Origin of the sequence: Nocardioides guangzhouensis (genome assembly GCF_004519545.1) — a bacterium.
Taxonomy (GTDB): domain Bacteria; phylum Actinomycetota; class Actinomycetes; order Propionibacteriales; family Nocardioidaceae; genus Nocardioides; species Nocardioides guangzhouensis.
In genome coordinates, this window is the sequence record NZ_SDKM01000001.1 from 59858 (window position 1) to 77933 (window position 18076).

The window sequence follows — 18076 nt, forward strand, 5'->3', positions numbered from 1 at the left end:
TAGCCGCCGGGTCGATCCGGCGTCAGGCCACCCCATCACGGATCCCAGATGCTGGGACAGCGGTCCCACATGATGACCCCCTCCCGAGGTCCTCCCGCTCCGTCAGCCAGAGCGGTCCTGCCACGTGCAGATGCACGCCTTGTTGCCGTCGGCGTCGGCGAGCACCCAGAACGACGGCGCCGCGGCGTCGCTGACCAGGGTGCCGCCGGCCGCCAGGGCCGCGGCGATCCGGCCCTCGGCCACGTCGTGCGGCACCCAGACGTCGAGGTGCCAGCGCTGCCGCGGCTCGGCGTGCTCGTCGGTGCCCTGGAACCACAGGGTCGGCAGACCGCCGCCCGGATCCGAGAGCTCGTCGTCCGAGGACGACCCGTAGCCCAGCAGGGCGGCCCAGAACGGCTTGACGCGCTCGTGGTCGGCGGAGTCGAGCGCCAGCTCCAGCGCGGTGACCGCACCCGGGTCGGCGGCGACCCCGAGGTCGGCGGCCGCCTCGCTCGCCCGGCGCGCCAGCTCGAGGTCGCGACCGGTGACCCCGCCGGTGTCGTGGCTGGTCAGGCGGACGTCGACGTGCGCGTAGCGCAGGTCGATGTCCGGATGGTGGTTCATCTCCTCGGCCACCGCCGCGATGCGCTGCACGAGCGCGAGCCCGGTCGCGAAGTCGCGCGTGGCGAAGCGGGTCTGCAGCGCATGGACCATAAGTCGCCAGTCGGCGAGCCCGGCGTCGAGGACCTGCTGCCCGGTCAGCGTGGTGTCGCCCATGCCCGCCATCCTGCCCCCTGGCGCGGCGCGGCACCACCGGCTGGTCCCGACCGTCGGCTCCGGGCTCCGACGGTCAGTCACCGCCCGCCGGCTGCTCCGCCTGCACCGCCCGGCAGTCCTCGAGCCGTAGCCGCTGCCCGGCCGGGCCGTGGTTCGACGGGTCCAGCCACGCCTCGAACGCGGTGCGCAGTGCCGGCCACTCGCCGTCGGTGATCGAGAACCAGTCGGTGTCGCGATTGCGGCCCTTGTAGACCAGCGCCTGCCGGAACCGCCCCTCGTACGCGAACCCCAGCCGCGCCGCAGCGGCCCGCGACGGCTCGTTGAGGCTGTCGCACTTCCACTCGTAGCGGCGGTACCCGAGGTCGTCGAAGACGTGCCTGGCCAGGAGGTACGCCGCCTCCGTCGAGGCCGTGGTCCGCTGCAGGGACGGCGCCAGCACGATGCCCCCGACCTCGACCACGCCCTGGACCTCGTCGATCCGCATCAGGCACTCCACACCGAGGGCCCGACCGTCGACCAGCACCGCGAGCGGCACGTGGTCCGGGTCGGCCACGTGGCGGGCCACGAAGCCCGCGACGCCGGTCCGGTCGTCGTACGGTCCGGACGGGCTGTAGGTCCAGATCTCCGGGTGTCCGAGGAACGCGTCGGCCAGGTCGTCGGTGTGCCGCTCGGCCAACGGCTCCAGGGTGACGGTGCGGCCGGTCAGCGTCACCGGCGCGACGCGGGGGCGCGGCGACCAGTCGACGGCCGCCCCGATCGGCTGCCCGTGCTCGTTGGTCCGGGTCACACCAGCTCCTGGGTGATCTCGTGCCGGTCGCCGTCGACGACCAGGCGGGCGAGGGCGCCGTTGACCATGGGCATCCGCGGCGACACGTGGCCGCACTCGACGTCGAGCACCACCGGCACGCCGAGCATGCCGAGCGCGTCCCGGACCGCCTCGTGCTGGGTCAGGGTGGCGGTGTCCGGCGCCGGGGTGCGCCCGATCACGATCGCCCGCGCGTTGTCGAACCAGCCGGCCAGGCGCAGCCCGTGCAGGCCGCGGCAGATCGTGAACGCGTCGTCACCGCAGGCCTCGAGGTAGACGATCGTGCCCTCCGGCTGCGCGGCCGCCCACGCCGGCAGGTCGCCGTACGGCGTGCCCGCGAGGTTGACCACGGTCTCGATGCAGCCGCCGACCAGCCGACCGGTGACGTCGACCGGGCCCGGCTCGAGGGTCAGCCAGGAACCGGTGCCGTCGTACGCTCGCGTGGTCTGGCCGGGGTCCCCCTCCCAGTCCGCCCAGCCACCGACGTGGTGACGTCCGGTGCCCCGCTGCGTGACCGGTCCGTCGCCGGCGGCGAGGTCGGCCCAGCGCGCCAGTCCGTCGGGCTGCGGGTAGGTCTCGTCCATCAGCATCGCGCCGTGCAGGGTCGCCCAGTCCAGGCGGAGCGTGAGCGGCAGCATCCAGGTGGTGGTGTCGCTGAACCCGATCACCCAGGTCGGGTCGGCCTGCGCGAGCGCGTCCCAGTCGAGGACGTCGAGCAGGTCGATCGCGGTCTCGCCGCCCCACGGCGGGAACACGGCGCGGACCTCGGGATCGGTGAGCATCGACATCAGCTCGGTCGCGCGCTCCTCCTTCGAGGCGCTGACGTGCGACGCGCCGTCGAGGACGCGTCCGGTGACCACGTCGAAGCCCTGGGCGCGCAGCGCGTCGAGGCACGCCTCGAACCGCGGCAGCAGGTGCGTCTCCACGCCACTGGACGGGGCCGTGACGCCGATGCGGTCGCCGGGACGGAGGGCGGACGGGTACCGAGGCATGCCGTCATCCTCCCGAGCCGCGAGCGCGGCGGGCAAACCCGTTTCGCCCGGATCTCAGGGCAGCACGAGACGCCCGACCGGCCCGGGGTTCCACGCGATCTCCCAGCGGTAGCCGTCGGGGTCACCGAAGTAGCCGGTGTAGCCGCCCCAGTCGCGCTCCTCCGCCTCCCGCACCGGGTGCGCCCCGGCGGCCCGGGCGGCCTCCAGCACCGCGTCGACCTCCTCCCGGGTGGCCACGTTGTGCGCGAGGGAGATGGGAGCCAGCCCCGGGCCGCGGCGGATCGGGCCGATCTCGCCCTCGAACGCCGGCTCGACCCAGAGCGAGAGCAGCAGCCGGTCCCCGACCTTGATCATGAGGACCTCGCCCGGGACGTCCATCTCGGGTTGCCAGCCGAGGCCGTCGACGTAGAACCGCCGGGTGGCGTCGAGGTCGGCGACCGCCAGGGTGATGAACGAGACGCGCGGGTCCACCTCAGGCGCCGACCTTCACGAGGGTGTCGCGGACGGCCTCCAGCCCGCGGCGTACCTCCTCGAACGAGGTGGACAGCGGCGAGAGGCCGACCCGGAGCCCGTCGGGGTCGCGGTAGTCCGGGATCACGTCCTGGTCCCACAGCGCAGCGGTCACCGCACGCATCGCCGGATGGTGCAAGGTGATGTGGCCGCCGCGCTGGAACGGGTCCCGGGGCGAGCCGAGGGTGACGCCGAGCTCCTGCAGCCAGGCATCGAAGAGCTCGACGGCGTACGTCGTGAGGGCACGCGCCTTGTCACGGACCGCCGCCATCCCGGCCTCCTCGACCAGCGCGAGCATGTCCCGCATCGCCAGCATCCCCACCACGGCGGGGGTGCCGCTGACGTAGCGGCGCATGCCCGGGGCTGGTCGGTAGCCGGGTCCCATGGCGAACGGGTCGGCGTGCCCCATCCAGCCCTGGATCGGTTGGGTGAGCCGGTCCTGGTGGCGCGCGGCGACGTAGCAGTACGCCGGGGAGCCGGGACCGCCGTTGAGGTACTTGTAGGTGCAGCCCACGGCGAGGTCGGCGCCCCACGCGTCGAGCGCCACGTCGACGGCGCCGGCGGAGTGGCAGAGGTCCCACAGCACCAGGCCGCCCGCGTCGTGCACGATCTCGGTGATCGTGGCGGCATCGGCGACGTGGCTGGAGCGGTAGGCGACCTGGCTGAGCACGGCCAGCCCGGTGGCCGGGCCGACCGCCGCCCGGACCAGGTCGGGAGTCACGCCGCCGGCGAGCTCGACGTCGACCCAGCGCACGGTCAGCCCGCGCTCGGCCGCGACCCCCTCGACGACGTAGCGGTCGGTCGGGAAGTTGTCGCGGTCGATCACGATCTCAGTGCGGCCCGGGTCCGCCGCCAGCTGCGCGTCGACACCGGCCCGGATCAGCTTGTAGAGCAGCACCGTGGTGGAGTCGCCGATCACGGTCTGCCCGGGCGCGGCCCCCAGCAGCACCCGGGCCAGGTCGTCGCCGAGGGTCAGCGGCAGGTCGAACCAGCCCTCGTCCCAGCCACGGATGAGGCGTCCGCCCCACTCGTCGCGGACGAACGCGTCGAGCCGGTCGAGGGTGGCCCGCAGCGGGCGGCCGAGCGAGTTGCCGTCGAAGTAGACCAGCGACGTCTCGGACCCGACGAAGCGATCGCGCAGACCGGCGAGCGGGTCGGCGGCGTCGCGCCCCGCGGCGTACTCGGGGGTGGTCGGGTCGCTCACCTGTGGTCCTCTCGGCATGGTGTCGGCGCCCACTCTGTCAGACGGTGCGACACGCCCGGGCGATGGATTCCCGCGGAAATGGCGTGTGTCCCTTTCCGGAGTGGGCACGGGGTCCGGGTGCCCGCGCCATCTCGGGCTCGGGCCCTGGCTCCGGCCAGGCAGACCAAGGGAGGGAAACACCCATGGTGAACTTCAGGAACAAAGCGGTGGGAGGGCCTGTCGCCCTGCTGGTCGCGCTGGTCGTGACCGCCGCCGTCGCGCTCGTCTCAGGGGGCGCGGCGACCGGCAGCTCCGGAGCGGCCGCACCCGCGGCCGCCGCGGGACGCACGGTGGCGCACACCCCGCAGGGTGAGCTCACCTCGCGGATCGTCGGCGAGACCGGGAACGGTCGGCGCGTGACCGGCAGCTTCGTGCCGATCGGGTTCTCGCACCGCGACGGCAAGGTGTTCGTCCGCGGGCTCCTGCAGGGCGTCGTCCACAACAACGACGGCACCACGCGGACGTTCGGGGTCATGCGCACGATGCGCGTGAAGACGATCAACGGTGAGCCGGCGCGGACCGGTGTCGCCGCGCGCTCGCTGGCCGCGGCCCCGTGCGACGTGCTGAACCTCGTGCTCGGCCCGCTGGACCTCGACCTGCTCGGGCTCCAGGTGCACCTCGACCGGGTGGTGCTCGACATCGTCGCCCAGTCGGGGACCGGCAACCTGCTGGGCAACCTGCTCTGTGCAGTGACCGGCCTGCTCGACGGTGGGCTCGACGGGCTGCTCGGTCGACTGACCAACCTGCTCAACCAGATCCTGGGACGGCTCGGCCTCGGCCTCTGACCCACCCTCGGTGACCCGGCACATCCTGTGCCGGGTCACTGCGTCCGTCGGGCGGTGAGTCGGCACATCCTGTGCCGGGTCACCGTCGCGGTCGCGTGCTGAGTCGGCACATCTTGTGCCGGGTCAGCCGGTGACGGCGCCGTGCGCGGCGGACTGCACGAGGCGGGCGTACTTGCCGAGCACGCCGGAGGTGTACTTCGGCGGGTTCGGCGTCCAGCCGTCCTTGCGGGCGGCCAGCTCGTCGTCGTCGATGGTGACCGCGAGGGTCCGGTTGGCCACGTCGAGCGTGATCGGGTCGCCGTCACGGACGAACGCGATCGGCCCGCCGTCCACCGCCTCGGGCGCGATGTGTCCCACGCAGAGCCCGGTCGTGCCTCCGGAGAAGCGGCCGTCGGTGATCAGCAGGACGTCCTTGCCGAGCCCGGCGCCCTTGATCGCGCCGGTGATGGCGAGCATCTCCCGCATGCCGGGGCCACCCTTCGGGCCCTCGTAGCGGATCACCACGACGTCGCCGGCGAGGATCCGGCCCTGCTCCAGGGCGTCCATCGCGGCCCGCTCGCCGTCGAACACCCGGGCCGTGCCGGTGAACACCGACTCGTCGAAGCCGGCCGACTTCACGACGGCACCCTCGGGAGCCAGTGAGCCCTTGAGGATGGTCAGGCCACCAGTCGCGTGGATCGGCCGGTCGAGGGGGCGGAGCACCTCGCCGTCGAGGCTGGCCGGGGCGAGCGCCTCGAGGTTCTCGCGCATCGTCCTCCCCGTCACGGTGAGGGTGTCGCCGTGCATGAGGCCCGCGTCGAGCAGGGCCTTCATCACGACCGGGATGCCGCCGATCTTGTCGACGTCGTTCATGACGAACCGGCCGAACGGCTTGAGGTCGCCGAGGTGCGGCACCGTGTCGCCGATGGCGTTGAAGTCGTCGATGGTCAGCGGCACCTCGGCCTCGCGAGCGATCGCGAGCAGGTGCAGCACCGCGTTGGTGGACCCGCCCAGGGCCATCACGACGGCGATCGCGTTCTCGAACGCCTCGCGGGTCAGCACCTGCCGGGCGGTGATGCCCTGGCGCAGCATCTCGACCACGGCCTGCCCGGACCGGTGGGCGAACCCGTCGCGGCGGCGGTCCACCGCGGGCGGCGCGGCCGAGCCGGGCAGGCTCATGCCGAGCGCCTCGGCGACGGCGGCCATGGTGTTCGCGGTGTACATGCCGCCACAGGCGCCCTCGCCCGGACAGATCGCGCGCTCGATCTCGTCGACGCGGTCCCGCGAGATCTTGCCGGCCAGGCAGGCGCCGACGGCCTCGAACGCGTCGATGATCGTGACGTCGTTGCCGTCCACCTGGCCGGGCATGATCGAGCCGGCGTACAGGAAGACCGAGGCCAGGTCGAGGCGGGCGGCGGCCATCAGCATGCCCGGCAGCGACTTGTCGCAGCCGGCCAGCAGCACCGAGCCGTCGAGGCGCTCGGCCATCATCACCGTCTCCACCGAGTCCGCGATCACCTCGCGCGAGACCAGCGAGAAGTGCATGCCCTCGTGGCCCATGGAGATGCCGTCGGAGACCGAGATGGTGCCGAACTCCAGCGGGTAGCCCCCGGCCGCGTGCACGCCGTTCTTCACCGCTTGCGCCAGTCGCTGCAGCGAGAGGTTGCACGGGGTGATCTCGTTCCAGCTCGACGCGACGCCGATCTGGGGCTTCTCCCAGTCGTCGTCCCCCATGCCCACCGCCCGGAGCATGCCCCGGGCTGCGGTCTTCTCGAGACCGTCGGTGACGTCGCGGGAACGGGGCTTGATGTCGGGCGTCGGGGTCATGGCCCGAGACTAGTTTCTCCGACCCCGCCGCGCCCGGGTCGTCCGCATGACGAGGGCGCATGGACCCTCGTGGGGCGGACGACCCGATCAGCTCTCGGCCTTGATGGTGTCGGCGATGATCTGCTCGTCGCTCGGCGGCGCGCTGCGGGTCCGGCGCGGGTTCGCGGCCACCTCCTGGAGGCCCGGCACCTCGTCCTCGACGACGTACGTCGCGCGGGTGAAGGCGGCGGCGTCGGGCGTGGTGACGACGGGGACGCACCGGTAGTCGGTGGTCATCGCCGCCGGCGTGACGGTGGTGAGCAGGTAGCCGCGCAGGTTGGTCCAGAACCGCAGGTCCGGGTTCCAGGCCGCCCACGGGTGCAGGCCGTCCGGCTTGTCGTAGCCGTTGCCGCCCGAGGTGATCGAGGAGGTGATGAACTCCGAACCCACCACCGGCGACTCGAGGTTGCCGGGCTCCAGGCGCAGGTCGGCACCCCAGTGCGCGTGTACGTCGCCGGTCAGGACGACCGGGTTGCGGACGCCCGCGTCGACCCAGCCCCGGGTGATCCGCTGCCGCGAGGCCGGGTAGCCGTCCCACGCGTCCATCGAGACCGTGGTCGCCGCACCGGGGTCGTTGTCGCGGCGGCCGAAGAACACCTGCTGCCCGAGCACGTCCCAGCGCGCCTCCGAGCGGCGGAACCCGTCGAGCAGCCACTCCTCCTGCGCACTCCCGGGCAGCGAGCGGGCGGGGTCGGCAGCGTCGACGCAGTCCTTGTAACCGTCGCCGCACGCCTGGTCGGAGCGGTACTGCCGGGTGTCGAGCATGTGGAACGTCGCCAGCCCGCCCCAGGCCACGCGCCGGTAGAGGGCGAGGTCGGGGCCACGGGGCACCGACGTACGCCGCAGCGGCATGTTCTCGTAGTACGCCCGGTACGCCGCGGCGCGCCGGGCGAGGAACCCGGGCTGCTCGGTGACCCGCTCCGGGACGTCACCGGCGTAGTTGTTGTCGACCTCGTGGTCGTCCCACACGGCGAGCCACGGCGCGACCGCGTGCGCCTCCTGGAGGTCGCGGTCGGACTTGTACTGCCCGTGCCGCTGCCGGTAGCCGGCCAGGGTCGTGGTCTCCGGGCCGATGTGCTGCCGGCCGGTGCCGTTGCCGCCACCCTCGTACTGGTAGTCGCCGAGGTGCAGCACCAGGTCCGGCCGGTCCTCGGCCAGGCGGCGGTACGCCGTGAAGTAGCCGGCCGGGAAGTTCGAGCAGGACACCACGCCCATCGTCAGCGCGGCCACGTCGGCGCCGTGCGCCGGCGTGGTGAGCGCCCGCCCGGCCCGGGACAGGTGCTGGCCGGTGCGGAACCGGTAGAAGTACTCCCGCCCCGGCCGCAGCCCGCCGACCTCGACGTGGACGGAGTGGGCGGCCGACGGGTCGGCGGTGAAGGCGCCGGCCCGCACCACGTCGGCGAAGCGCTCGTTGGTCGCGACCTGCCAGCTCACCTGGTAGGAGGTCGCGGGCATCCCGCCGAGCCCGTCGGCGGCGACCGGGTCGAGGGCCAGGCGGGTCCAGATCACGAAACCGTCCGGGAGGGGTCGCCGCTGGCGACGCCGAGCCGGAAGGGGTTGGAGGGCAGGGGCTGTGCGGCCGCGGAGGGGCGGACGTCGCGGAGCACGGCAGCGGTGGGCAGGAGGGCGGCGGCGCTGGTGAGCGCGCCGGCCCGCAGGACGGTTCTCCGAGATGGGTGCATGCCCGAAACCCCACCGGGACCCGGTGACGCCCGGCGTACGACGGGGTGAACGGGTCCGGGCCAGTCGCGGTCCGCCGCGTCGCATCGACCAATCGAGGCGCGACACCGCCCGGGTCGGTCGTCCGCCCCGGTCAGTTCCGGCCGGCGACGCTGGTGCTGGCCAGGACCGCGATGCCGACGGCCAGCCCGACGCCGCCCCACATCAGCACCCACAGGAGCGCGGTCCCCAGCCGCCACCCCGGCAGGAGCGCCCAGGTCAGGCCGCCCCCGACCAGCCCGAGTGCGCAGCACCACATCAGAGGACGCCGGAGCAGCCGCCCCCGCACCCCCGTCCCGACCCGCTCCCTCTTGTGCACAGCACATGGTCACCCACGGAGAGCGGCGCTGACAGCGGCCCGTCGTGGGGATCGCGGCATGGCCCGTTTGGGCCCTCGGAGTGCGGCGTCGGCCGCGCCACAACCGGACCACAACCGCGCCCGGGTCGTCCCGCAACCGCCGCGATGTGTGCTCCTGGCATCGCCGGGACCCGCCCGGCACCGAACCGAGGAGCACCTCATGTCACGCACCACCAGCACCCTCAGCCTGGCCGCCGCCGCCACCACCCTCGCCACCCTGGTGACGGCGTGCGGCACCGGGACGGCCGACTCCGAGCCGGTCACCCGCTCGGAGAGCGTCGCAGACGCGGCCAAGCGCTACGCCGGCGACCCGTGGGAGCAGCGCTTCCTGCACATCTACTTCAGCGACCGCGCCATGTCGGACGTGTGGCAACGGCACCCGGAGCTGCTCCAGCAGCAGTCCGACCCGACGGTCCGGGGGCGCCCCCTTGCTCGTCCCGAGGTCGGGCTCCACGCCACCAACCCCTACCGTCAGGACCCGCGCACCTCCGCAGAGGCGTGGACCCGTCGCCTGGAGGCAGTCCAGGGCAGCGGGGACTAGCGTCGCTGCCCGGCCTCGACCCCGAGGATCTCCGCGCACGTCCGCCGGTACGGCCGGTCGGGAAGGTAGGTCCGCCACTCGGCCCGGGTCAGGTCGCGGCCGGCGATCCGACAGGCGGCGACCAGCCAGATCGCGGGGTCGAGGGGGTAGCGGTGCCCCGGCTGGTCGCCACCCGAGAGCACCAGCTCGTCGTCGGCACCCGGCACGATGTACGCGTACCCCCGGCCGTCCGGCGGCCGGTCGGAGGCCGGGAACGGCCCGGCTCGGACCAGGTCGCGCGACGAGTCGTAGAGCGAGGCCCGCTCGTCCATACCGCTCGCCACGACTGTCTTCCCGTCGGCGAGCCAAGCCACGTCCACGACCGCCGAGCTGTGCACGAGCCCCGGCTCGTGCAGGAGCTCCCAGGTCGAGGTGTCGACCACGGACACGTTTCCCAGCGCGCCGCCGACCGCCAGCCGGCTCCCGTCGGCCGAGAACGCCAGGTCGAACGGGTAGTCCGAGGCCGCGAGCCGCACTACCCGAAGCCGCCGCAGGTTCGCGTCGAGGAGGGTCACCCGTGCATACGCCTCGGAGCCGACGGCCAGGACCTTGCCGTCCGGCGACCACTCCATCACCTGGGCGCCTCCCGGGACCCGCACGCGGCGGTCCACCCGCCCCGTCGACGGATCCACGACCACGATGTCCCCCTCGTCGCCCTCACGACGCCCCACGGCGCCGAGCAGCAGCCGCGAGCCGTCCCGGGACCACACGGACGACCAGGCCGCCTCTCCCGGCTGGTCGGCTGCCCACGCTGGGGCGGGCAGCCGGATCCGGGCCACCACGTCGCGGGTCCGGGCGTCGATCACGGTGGTCCACCAGATGCCGGTGACCGCCACCCTCCGGGCGTCGGGACTCACCGCCAGCGACGAGCCGAAGAAGGCGTCCGCCCCGGTCTTTCCCACCGGGACGCGTGCCACCTGCTCACCCGTGCCCGGGTCCACGAAGGCGACGTGGAGACGCTGAGTCGGCACGGGCGTGAGGGATCTGGCGAACGAACGCAACGGCGCGACCACCAGGTGACCGGGGTCGACGACGAGAACCCGGTTGGATATCCAGCCGTCGCCCAGCGCCGGGTAGGCCGCGCCGAAACCCGCGGCGCCACCGAGGTCCCACCCGATCATCGTGCCGTCGGTCGACAAGGTCATGATCCTTCGCCCGTCGTTCGCTGCCTCGACGTAGCGCACCTCCCCGGTGTGGCCGGCAAGCACCTCGGCCGGCGTCCAATCACCAGTCCGGGAGATCGCCCACAGCCGCACCTCCCCCTCCCCACCGACCGTCACCCCACGACGCCCGTTCGGGAGCACGAGCAGGTTCGAGATGGGAAAATCGTGCCCGCCGAGGGTCTGGGCGAGCCTCCCGCGGTCGTCATAGCGCGTGAGGACGCCGTCGGACCAGACCTGCATGGTGCCGTTCGGCAGCGCCGCGAAGAACACGCTCCGCGCGTCCCTGTGGACGAGGTGCACCCGCGTTCGCCGTCCCGTCGCGACGTCGTGCAGCACGACCCGGCTCTGGTCATCGTCCCTCCAGGTGACGATGCGCGACCTGTCCGAAGTGGACCAGCTGCCGGGCCAGAACTTCTCGGACCACGGGCCGAGCAGGCGCCGGATCGTCCGCACGCGTCCCGTGTCGACGTCGGCCTCGCGGAGCGTCGCGAAGCGGCGGGACCGCTCGTCCGAGTCGATGGTTACCATGCGCAGACGCCCCGAGGGTGCGAAGGCGATGCCCGACGGGTAGCCGCCGAGCACGTCGACCCCGACCCACTCGCGCAGGAGGTCTCCGTCTTCTGAGTAGACGGCGAGGCGAGGTTCGAAGTCGTCGGTCTCGCCGGCTCCGGCGACCGATCGACCGTCCGGCGCGGCGTCGATCGACCAAGCCCGCCAACGCGCCAGCACGCGAGGTCTCTCCGAGCCGTCGATGCGCCAGGACAGCAGCTGGGGCGAGGGACCGCCGAGGGACGCGTACCCGACTCGGTGATCGATGCTGAACGACACGTCCTCCGTGCCCGTCGGCGCCGGGTGCACCTCGGTGGCCCGTCGATGTGCCACCAGCGCGTCCAGCAGGCCGTCCTCGGTGGCCGGCGTGTCTGCGGTCCGCAGGGCGTTGGCCGCGAGCAGCAACGACAGGTCGAGCGAGCGGGCCCCGGTGGACTGGGCGGCGAGACGGTTGGCGTCGGCGATCTTCTGGGCGGTCTCCGCCTCCGCCGCCCGTCTGTCCGCGGACCGCTGGAAGACGACCGCCACCGCCGTGGCCGCCAGGGCGAGCACGAGGACCGCGGTCAGACCGGTCGCGAGGCGGCGGGTACGGCGCCGGGCCGCGGCCTCGGTCTCCACCCGGGCCCGGGCCTCGCGCAGCTCCTGCTCGGCCTGGTCCCGAGCGGCCGCGACGAACGCGTGCTCGACCACCGTGGCGCCGGAGCCGGGGGCGTCGATCCAGTCCGCCACGGCCTGGAGCCGGGCCCCCCGGTAGAGCTGCTCGCGGGGGCGGCCGTCGTGCTCCCACTCCAGGGCATCGGGCGCGAGGCGGCGTCGTACGGCGCGCCCGACGCTGTCGTCCTCCAGCCAGCGGACCAGCCGGGGCCAGGCGACCAGCAGGGCCTCGTGGGCGACCTCGACATCGTCGCCATCCAGGGTGAGCAGCCGGTGGCCGGCCAGCGCCTCGACCACCCGGCGGTGCGTCGAACCCGGGTCGTCCGTCGGCGCGATCTCGGCCATCGACATCCGGCGCCGCCGGAGCCCGCCTCCGTCGTCCTGCTCGGCGAGCCGCACGAGCACCTGACGGGCCGCCTCCTGCTCCTCCGCGTCGAAGCCCGCGTACGCCGCCTCCGCACTGGCGGCGACGGCGCCGGCCACCCCTCCGGCCTCGAGGTACCCGGCCAGGGTGAGCAGGCGCCCCCGGCGCCGCTCCCAGGTCCCCACCAGCGCCGCCGAGAGCAGCGGCAGCGCCCCCGGTCGTCCCACGACGTCACGGAGGACGGCCTCGACCAGGTCGGGCTCGACCGCCAGGCCCGCCGCCGCTGCCGGGCCCTCGACGACCTCCCGCAGCTCCGCGTCGTCCGGCGGCGCGGCCAGGGTGAGCGCGCCCACCATCCGCTCGGCCATCGAGGCGTGCTCGGCGAGCCGGCCGACGTGGTCGCCACGCACCACGAGGACGCAGCGCGCCACGCCGCCGTCGTCCACGAGGCCCAGCACCGTGTCGAGGAAGGCGATCCGCTCGGCCGCGTCGACCACCGGTGACCACAGCTCCTCCAGCTGGTCGCAGACGAGCACCCGCGGTGGCTGCGGGTCGTCGACGAGGAGGGCGGCAAGCGCGTCGACGGGGTGAGGACCCGGCGTGGTGACGAGCGCAGACCACCCACGGGAGCCCGGCAGGGCTCCGTCGGCCAGGGCCGGGAGCAGGCCTGCGCGCACGAGCGACGACTTGCCGACCCCGCTGGACCCGGCGACCACGAGCAGCCGGCTGTCGACCAGCGCCCCGACCAGGCGGGACACCAGCCGGTCCCGCCCACGGAACAGGTCCCGGTCCTCGAACTGGTAGGCGGCCAGCCCCTTGTACGGACATCCGACGAGGACAGCGGACTCCGCAGCACCCGCTTGCTGCGTCGAGGTCTCCTGCTCCAGGTCGAGGGCGGGGTCCTGGCGGAGGATCCCCTCCTCGATCCGGGTGAGCTCGGGTCCCGGATCGACACCGAGCTCGTCGGCGAGCGTCGCCCGGGCGTCGCGGACCGCGGCCAGGGCGTCCCCCTGCCGGCCGGCGCGGTAGAGGGCCAGCGCCAGCAGCGACCACCACCGCTCGTCCGTGGGGTGCTCCGCGGTGAGCCGCTGCAGCTCCGGCACGACGTCGAGGTGCTGGCCGAGGGCGAGTCGCGCCTCGAGCCACCAGCCCAGGGTGTTGCTCCGGACCCCCTCGAGCCGGTTGCGCTCCCCCACGGCGAACTCGGCGTCCGGCCAGTCGGCGTACGGCGCGCCCCGCCACAGCCCGAGGGCCGCGGACAGCGCCTCGGCTGCCAGCGCGTGGTCACCCGAGGAGAGCAGCGCGCGTCCTCGGGCGCTCAGCTCGGTGAACCGGCGCACGTCGAGGCCACCGTCCTCCACCGCGAGCGCGTAGCCCGACTGGCGGCGTACGACGTACCGTCCGGGTGAGCCCGCCGGGCGGTCCGGCTCGAGCGCGCTCCGCAGGCGCACGACGTGGGCCTGCAGCGACTTGACCGCGGTGCGCGGGGGGTCGCCGTTCCACAGGTCGTCGACCAGCCGGTCGACGCCGACCACGTGCGGCGACTCGGCGGCGAGGACCGCCAGCAGCAGGCGCTCCTTCGCACCTGGCACCGAGATCCGTGCGCCGTCGTCGTCAAGGACCTCCAGCGGCCCGAGGACGCCGCACCGCATGATCGATGCTAGCCCCGGGACCGCGGCGCCCGGCAGGCACGACCGAACTAGGTCAGGCGGGTCGCTCCGCGGCAGCCTTGAGCCGGGTGAGCCCCTTCTCGAAGTCCTTGCCGACCAGCTTGTCCATCGGGACCAGCTTGCCGAACAGTGACATCAGTCCGGACTGCTGGCCGGTCATCAGCCAGGTGACCTGGGTGCCGTCGACAGCGGGGGTCAGCGTGAAGGTGACCGCGTTGCTGGCCTTGAACGGCTTGAGGAAGTCGAGCTGGATCCCGATCTCCTGCGGCTCGGACGAGGTGATCTCCATCGACCCCTCGCCGGCCTTGCGGTTCCCGCTCCACTCGTAGCGCGCCCCCACACCCTCGTCGGGGCCGGTGTAGTCGCGCTGGAGGTCGGGATCGATGTCCTCCCACGGGGACCACGCGGTCCACTCGCGGAAGTCGTTGATGAGCCCGTGCACCCGTGCCGGGTCGGCGATCACGGTGGTGCTCCGGGAGACGGCGTAGGCGCCCATGGTGTGAAACCTCCTGCCAGGTATCGCTCCGCATCCTGCCTCACGAGCCACCGGGCCGGTAGGGATTCGGGCGCGCCCCCGCCCCCGGGGGGGTCACACGGCCGCGGCGCGCACCACCATCACGTCGGGCAGGTTGGAGACGACCTCGCGCCAGGACTCGCCCTCGTCGGCGCTGGCGAACACCGCGCCGTTGCGGCCGCCGAAGTAGAGCCCGGCCGGGTCGTGCTGGTCGGCGCTCATCGCGTCGCGCATCACGCCCACGAAGAACGTGTCGGGCAGACCCTTGCCGCACGCCTCCCAGGTCTCCCCCGCGTCCCGCGAGCGCCACACCACCGCCTTGGCCTCGACGGGGTAGCGCCGGTCGCCGCCCTGGAGCGGGAAGGTGAAGATCGTGTCTGGCTGGTGCGGGTGCACGACCATCGGGAACCCGAAGTCGACCGGCAGCCCGTCGCCGATGTAGTCCCACTGGCCGCCCTCGTCGTCGGAGCGGTAGACCCCGCCGTGGTTCTGGAGGAAGAGCCGCTCCGGGTGCGCGGGGTGACGGGCGACCTTGTGGACGCACTGGCCGAACTCGGGGTACTGCTGGCCCTCGGGGAGGAACTCCGCCCGGATGCCGGTGTTGCGGGGCTCCCAGGACGCGCCCCCGTCGGTGGTGCGGTAGACGCCACCGGTGGAGAGCGCCGCGGTGACCGACCGCGGGTCGGTCGGGTGCGGCAGCACGGTGTGGAAGGCCTGGCCGCCGAAGCCGGCATTCCACTGGGGGCGGTGCGGGTGGTCCCACAGCGCCTGCTCGAGCGCGAACCGCTCGCCGCCGTCGGTGGACCTGAACACCGCAGCGGGCTCGGTGCCGGCGTACACCACGCCGTCCTCGGCCCCCGGAACCAGCTGCCAGACCCGCTCCACCGTCGCGTCGGCCCCCTCGGGGAACCGGACCGCACCGTTCGGGGTCTCCTGCCAGGTCTGGCCGAGGTCGTCGGACCGCCAGACCTGCGGGCCGGTCCAGCTCGAGGAGGCACCGACCAGCAACCGGGGCCGGTCGCCGCGGGTGTCGACCATGCAGGAGTAGATCTCCTCCATGTCGAAGTGCGGGCCGGTCCAGGACCAGTCGGCCCGGGCGCCGTCGGACCTGCCGATCCACAGTCCCTTGCGGGTGCCCACCATCAGAACCGTCGTGCCGTCCGCCATCGTCGTCTCCCTCGGTGCCTGCCGGTCTCTGGTCTGACCGGCGCCGGCGCGCGGATTCATCGGCCGACGCCGTGCGTCCCTGGACCGCTGCCTCCGTGGCATCGCTGCGGTGCGATGCTCTTGCAGACTAGGACGTCGGACCGACATCGTGGAGGGGCATTGAGGCGGGCGATCGGGTACGTCCTCGTCGGCATCCTCTCGGTGCAGTTCGGCGCGGCGGTGGCCAAGCACCTCTTCGACCGGGTCGACCCGACCGCGATGGTGTTCCTGCGGCTGCTGACCAGTGCCGTGGTGCTGATCGCGATCGCACGGCCCGCGCTCCGGGCGCGCACCCGCCAGGACTGGGTGGTGGTCGCCGGCTTCGGTCTCGCGCTGGGGCTGATGAACTGGTCGATCTACCAGGCCTTCGCCCGGATCCCGCTCGGGATCGCCGTCACGATCGAGTTCGTCGGCCCGCTCGCGATCGCCGTGGTCGGATCCCGGCGGGCGCGCGACCTCCTCTGGGTGGCACTGGCCGGGGTCGGCGTCGTGCTGCTCGGGTTCGAGCCCGAGGGCGTCACGTGGTCCGGCGCGCTCTTCGCGCTGCTCGCCGGCGCCTGCTGGGCGGCGTACATCCTGCTGAGCGCGAGCACCGGACGCCGCTGGCCGGGACTCGACGGGCTGGCGGTCGCCAGCGTCGTCGCGACAGCCCTGCTGACGCTGCCGGCGCTCGAGGCGGGAGGCGGAGACCTGCTGGACCCCGAGGTTCTGGCGCTCGGCGCGATGGTGGGCCTGCTGAGCTCGGTCATCCCCTACAGCTTCGAGCTCGCGGCGCTGCGTACCCTGCGCCCCGCGGTGTTCGGGATCCTGATGAGCCTGGAGCCGGCGGCGGCCGCGCTGGCCGCGGTGATCGTGCTCCAGGAGTACCTCGCGCCGCTGCAGTGGGTGGCGATGGCGTGCGTGATCGCGGCCTCCGTCGGCGCCACCCGGACCGGCGCGACGTACGCCGAGCCGGCACCCGACTAGGCCCCGGCCCGGAGTTCACACAGATGTCACACGTCGTTGACGGTCGCGACTCGACCGGCTCCTAGGTTCGTGGCTGCAGTCATTCCCCCCATCGGAGGCGGACCGATGAACCCCATGCACCTGATCCCCGGGCGACCGAGGATCACGCTCCACTGGATCGACGGCTGGAGCGTGGCCTCGCAGCAGCAGGCCCGCCGCAACGCCATGATCGCCTCGACGGCTCTGGCCCAGCGCCGTGCCGAGCTCGACGACGTCGAGGAGTTCCTGGCGGACCTGGACGCACCCTCCCTCATCGCCGAACAGGTCGCGGCACACGGCTGAGCCCGCCCGGCGGCCACCGTTCTGCGCGGTGCGCCGCCGGGTGGTCTCGGCCACACCTCCCCCACTTGGGAAGCGCGACTTGGCAGAATCCGCGGCATGTCCGCCACTGCGCCGTCGACGACCGCCGACCTCGACCACGTCCCGTCCCCGTTCTTCTACGACGTGGTGTCCGGCGACGGCACCCGGCTGCGGGCGTGGACCAACGACCCCGACTGCCTGATCGACGGCCCGACCGTCGTGCTCTGCAACGGGCTCGGCACCAGCGCGTGGACCATGCCGGCCCTGCTCGACCCAGCGTGCGGGGTGCGGGTGGTCTCGTGGAACCACCGCGGCACCGGCGGCTCCGAGCGTCCCGCGGACCGCCGTCACGTCGGCATCGACGCGTTCGTCGAGGACGCGCTCGCCGTGATGGACCACGCCGGGCTCGATCGGGCGGTGCTCATGGGCTGGTCCATGGGCGTGAACACGATGTTCGAGCTGGCCCTGCACCACCCCGAGCGGGTCGCCGGCCTGTTCGCGGTCGCCGGGGTCCCCGGCGACACGTTCGGCACCATGCTCGCCCCGCTGCACCTCCCCCGGCAGCTGAACCGAGCCGCGACCGTGAACCTCAGCCGGTTCCTGAAGTACGCCGGCCACGCACTCACCCCGATCGCCCGCCGACTGCCGATCGGCGACCGGGCCGTCAGCCTGGTCTCCCACACCGGCTTCATGCTGCCCGTCGCCGACGCGGCCGTCGCGGCTCGGGCGATCCGCGAGTTCCTCACCACGCCGGTCGACTGGTACTTCCACCTCGCGCTCCGCACCTCCCAGCACCAGCGGGTCTCGCTGAGCCGGGTGGCGGTGCCCACCACGTTCCTCGCCGCCACCTGGGACGTCCTGGCCGGGGCCCGCGACATGGCCTCGGCCGCCGCCCGCATCGAGGGCGCGGCGTACGTCGAGCTGGCGGGGTCGCACTTCATCGCCCTGGAGAAGCCGCGCGAGGTGCACCGCCACCTGCTCGAGCTGCTGGCTCGCGTCGGGGCCGCGGACGCCGGCGACACCGCTGAGGCGTAGGCGTCGCTGGCTACAGTCTCAGG

General features: G+C 73.4%; 17 protein-coding genes. 5 read left to right on the plus strand and 12 right to left on the minus strand.

From position 1 onward, the window contains the following. Positions 1-102 precede the first annotated feature (102 nt). From EKO23_RS00325 to EKO23_RS00345, 5 genes are all read right to left on the minus strand, one after another. A complete protein-coding gene (locus EKO23_RS00325) occupies positions 103-756 on the minus strand; it encodes a 4a-hydroxytetrahydrobiopterin dehydratase (RefSeq protein ID WP_134712915.1) in 654 nt (217 codons plus the stop codon). A 73-nt stretch (positions 757-829) separates the two neighbouring features. After that, positions 830-1543, minus strand: coding sequence for a GNAT family N-acetyltransferase (locus EKO23_RS00330; RefSeq protein WP_134712916.1), 714 nt, complete (start codon positions 1541-1543; stop codon positions 830-832). Next, positions 1540-2553, minus strand: a complete 1014-nt coding sequence (locus tag EKO23_RS00335; RefSeq protein ID WP_134712918.1) for a S66 family peptidase — start codon at positions 2551-2553, stop codon at positions 1540-1542. The genes EKO23_RS00330 and EKO23_RS00335 overlap by 4 nt, the downstream gene beginning before the upstream one ends. Positions 2554-2607: 54 nt before the next feature. Beyond that, positions 2608-3024 (minus strand): VOC family protein, encoded by a 417-nt coding sequence (locus tag EKO23_RS00340; RefSeq protein WP_134712920.1) that lies wholly within the window; start codon positions 3022-3024, stop codon positions 2608-2610. Between the two features lies 1 nt (position 3025). After that, entirely contained in the window at positions 3026-4267 is a 1242-nt protein-coding gene (locus EKO23_RS00345; RefSeq protein WP_246050822.1) for a kynureninase, read from the minus strand. A 206-nt stretch (positions 4268-4473) separates the two neighbouring features. Here EKO23_RS00345 and EKO23_RS00350 point away from each other — a divergent pair, with 206 nt between their 5' ends. Beyond that, positions 4474-5091 (plus strand): ABC transporter substrate-binding protein, encoded by a 618-nt coding sequence (locus tag EKO23_RS00350; RefSeq protein ID WP_134712924.1) that lies wholly within the window; start codon positions 4474-4476, stop codon positions 5089-5091. Between the two features lie 123 nt (positions 5092-5214). Here EKO23_RS00350 and ilvD read toward each other — a convergent pair whose 3' ends face one another. The 4 genes from ilvD to EKO23_RS00365 form a co-directional block, all read right to left on the minus strand. Further along, complete coding sequence (gene ilvD / locus EKO23_RS00355; RefSeq protein ID WP_134712926.1) at positions 5215-6897, minus strand: dihydroxy-acid dehydratase; 1683 nt, start codon at positions 6895-6897, stop codon at positions 5215-5217. Between the two features lie 87 nt (positions 6898-6984). Further along, positions 6985-8445 carry an alkaline phosphatase D family protein gene (locus EKO23_RS00360; RefSeq protein ID WP_246050823.1) on the minus strand — a complete coding sequence of 487 codons (1461 nt, stop codon included), beginning with the start codon at positions 8443-8445 and terminating at the stop codon, positions 6985-6987. Further along, the gene (locus EKO23_RS25995; RefSeq protein ID WP_246050824.1) at positions 8442-8618 is read right to left on the minus strand and encodes a twin-arginine translocation signal domain-containing protein; all 177 of its coding nucleotides are present in this window, start codon (positions 8616-8618) and stop codon (positions 8442-8444) included. Before EKO23_RS25995 ends, EKO23_RS00360 begins: the two co-directional genes overlap by 4 nt. 131 nt (positions 8619-8749) lie before the next feature. Beyond that, a complete protein-coding gene (locus EKO23_RS00365) occupies positions 8750-8974 on the minus strand; it encodes a hypothetical protein (protein WP_134712928.1) in 225 nt (74 codons plus the stop codon). 199 nt (positions 8975-9173) lie between these two features. On the opposite strand from EKO23_RS00365, the gene EKO23_RS00370 reads away from it, so the two are divergent. Continuing rightward, positions 9174-9554 (plus strand): hypothetical protein, encoded by a 381-nt coding sequence (locus EKO23_RS00370; protein WP_134712930.1) that lies wholly within the window; start codon positions 9174-9176, stop codon positions 9552-9554. Here EKO23_RS00370 and EKO23_RS00375 read toward each other — a convergent pair. The 3 genes from EKO23_RS00375 to EKO23_RS00385 all read right to left on the minus strand — a co-directional run bounded on the left by EKO23_RS00375 (position 9551) and on the right by EKO23_RS00385 (position 15674). Then, a complete protein-coding gene (locus EKO23_RS00375) occupies positions 9551-13975 on the minus strand; it encodes an nSTAND1 domain-containing NTPase (protein WP_134712932.1) in 4425 nt (1474 codons plus the stop codon). The two genes, EKO23_RS00370 and EKO23_RS00375, sit on opposite strands and share 4 nt — an antisense overlap. Before the next feature lie 52 nt (positions 13976-14027). Further along, entirely contained in the window at positions 14028-14489 is a 462-nt protein-coding gene (locus EKO23_RS00380; RefSeq protein WP_134712934.1) for an SRPBCC family protein, read from the minus strand. A gap of 93 nt (positions 14490-14582) precedes the next feature. Then, positions 14583-15674 (minus strand): WD40/YVTN/BNR-like repeat-containing protein, encoded by a 1092-nt coding sequence (locus EKO23_RS00385; protein WP_134712936.1) that lies wholly within the window; start codon positions 15672-15674, stop codon positions 14583-14585. 159 nt (positions 15675-15833) lie between these two features. Here EKO23_RS00385 and EKO23_RS00390 point away from each other — a divergent pair, with 159 nt between their 5' ends. The 3 genes from EKO23_RS00390 (at position 15834) to EKO23_RS00400 (ending at position 18053) form a co-directional block, all read left to right on the plus strand. Continuing rightward, on the plus strand, positions 15834-16679 hold the full coding sequence (locus EKO23_RS00390) for an EamA family transporter (RefSeq protein ID WP_246050825.1): 846 nt from the start codon (positions 15834-15836) through the stop codon (positions 16677-16679). Between the two features lie 105 nt (positions 16680-16784). Then, complete coding sequence (locus tag EKO23_RS00395) at positions 16785-17000, plus strand: hypothetical protein (protein WP_134712940.1); 216 nt, start codon at positions 16785-16787, stop codon at positions 16998-17000. 96 nt (positions 17001-17096) lie between these two features. Further along, on the plus strand, positions 17097-18053 hold the full coding sequence (locus tag EKO23_RS00400) for an alpha/beta fold hydrolase (protein ID WP_134712942.1): 957 nt from the start codon (positions 17097-17099) through the stop codon (positions 18051-18053). The last annotated feature ends 23 nt before the right edge of the window (positions 18054-18076 follow it).

What these genes read in the sequence shown, in the direction of transcription:
- EKO23_RS00325 (WP_134712915.1), bottom strand. Translation starts at nt 756, where the DNA reads ATGGGCGACACCACGCTGACCGGGCAGCAGGTCCTCGACGCCGGGCTC.
- EKO23_RS00335 (WP_134712918.1), bottom strand. Translation starts at nt 2,553, where the DNA reads ATGCCTCGGTACCCGTCCGCCCTCCGTCCCGGCGACCGCATCGGCGTC.
- ilvD (WP_134712926.1), bottom strand. Translation starts at nt 6,897, where the DNA reads ATGACCCCGACGCCCGACATCAAGCCCCGTTCCCGCGACGTCACCGAC.
- EKO23_RS25995 (WP_246050824.1), bottom strand. Translation starts at nt 8,618, where the DNA reads ATGCACCCATCTCGGAGAACCGTCCTGCGGGCCGGCGCGCTCACCAGC.
- EKO23_RS00370 (WP_134712930.1), top strand. Translation starts at nt 9,174, where the DNA reads ATGTCACGCACCACCAGCACCCTCAGCCTGGCCGCCGCCGCCACCACC.
- EKO23_RS00375 (WP_134712932.1), bottom strand. Translation starts at nt 13,975, where the DNA reads ATGCGGTGCGGCGTCCTCGGGCCGCTGGAGGTCCTTGACGACGACGGC.
- EKO23_RS00380 (WP_134712934.1), bottom strand. Translation starts at nt 14,489, where the DNA reads ATGGGCGCCTACGCCGTCTCCCGGAGCACCACCGTGATCGCCGACCCG.
- EKO23_RS00385 (WP_134712936.1), bottom strand. Translation starts at nt 15,674, where the DNA reads ATGGCGGACGGCACGACGGTTCTGATGGTGGGCACCCGCAAGGGACTG.
- EKO23_RS00395 (WP_134712940.1), top strand. Translation starts at nt 16,785, where the DNA reads ATGAACCCCATGCACCTGATCCCCGGGCGACCGAGGATCACGCTCCAC.
- EKO23_RS00400 (WP_134712942.1), top strand. Translation starts at nt 17,097, where the DNA reads ATGTCCGCCACTGCGCCGTCGACGACCGCCGACCTCGACCACGTCCCG.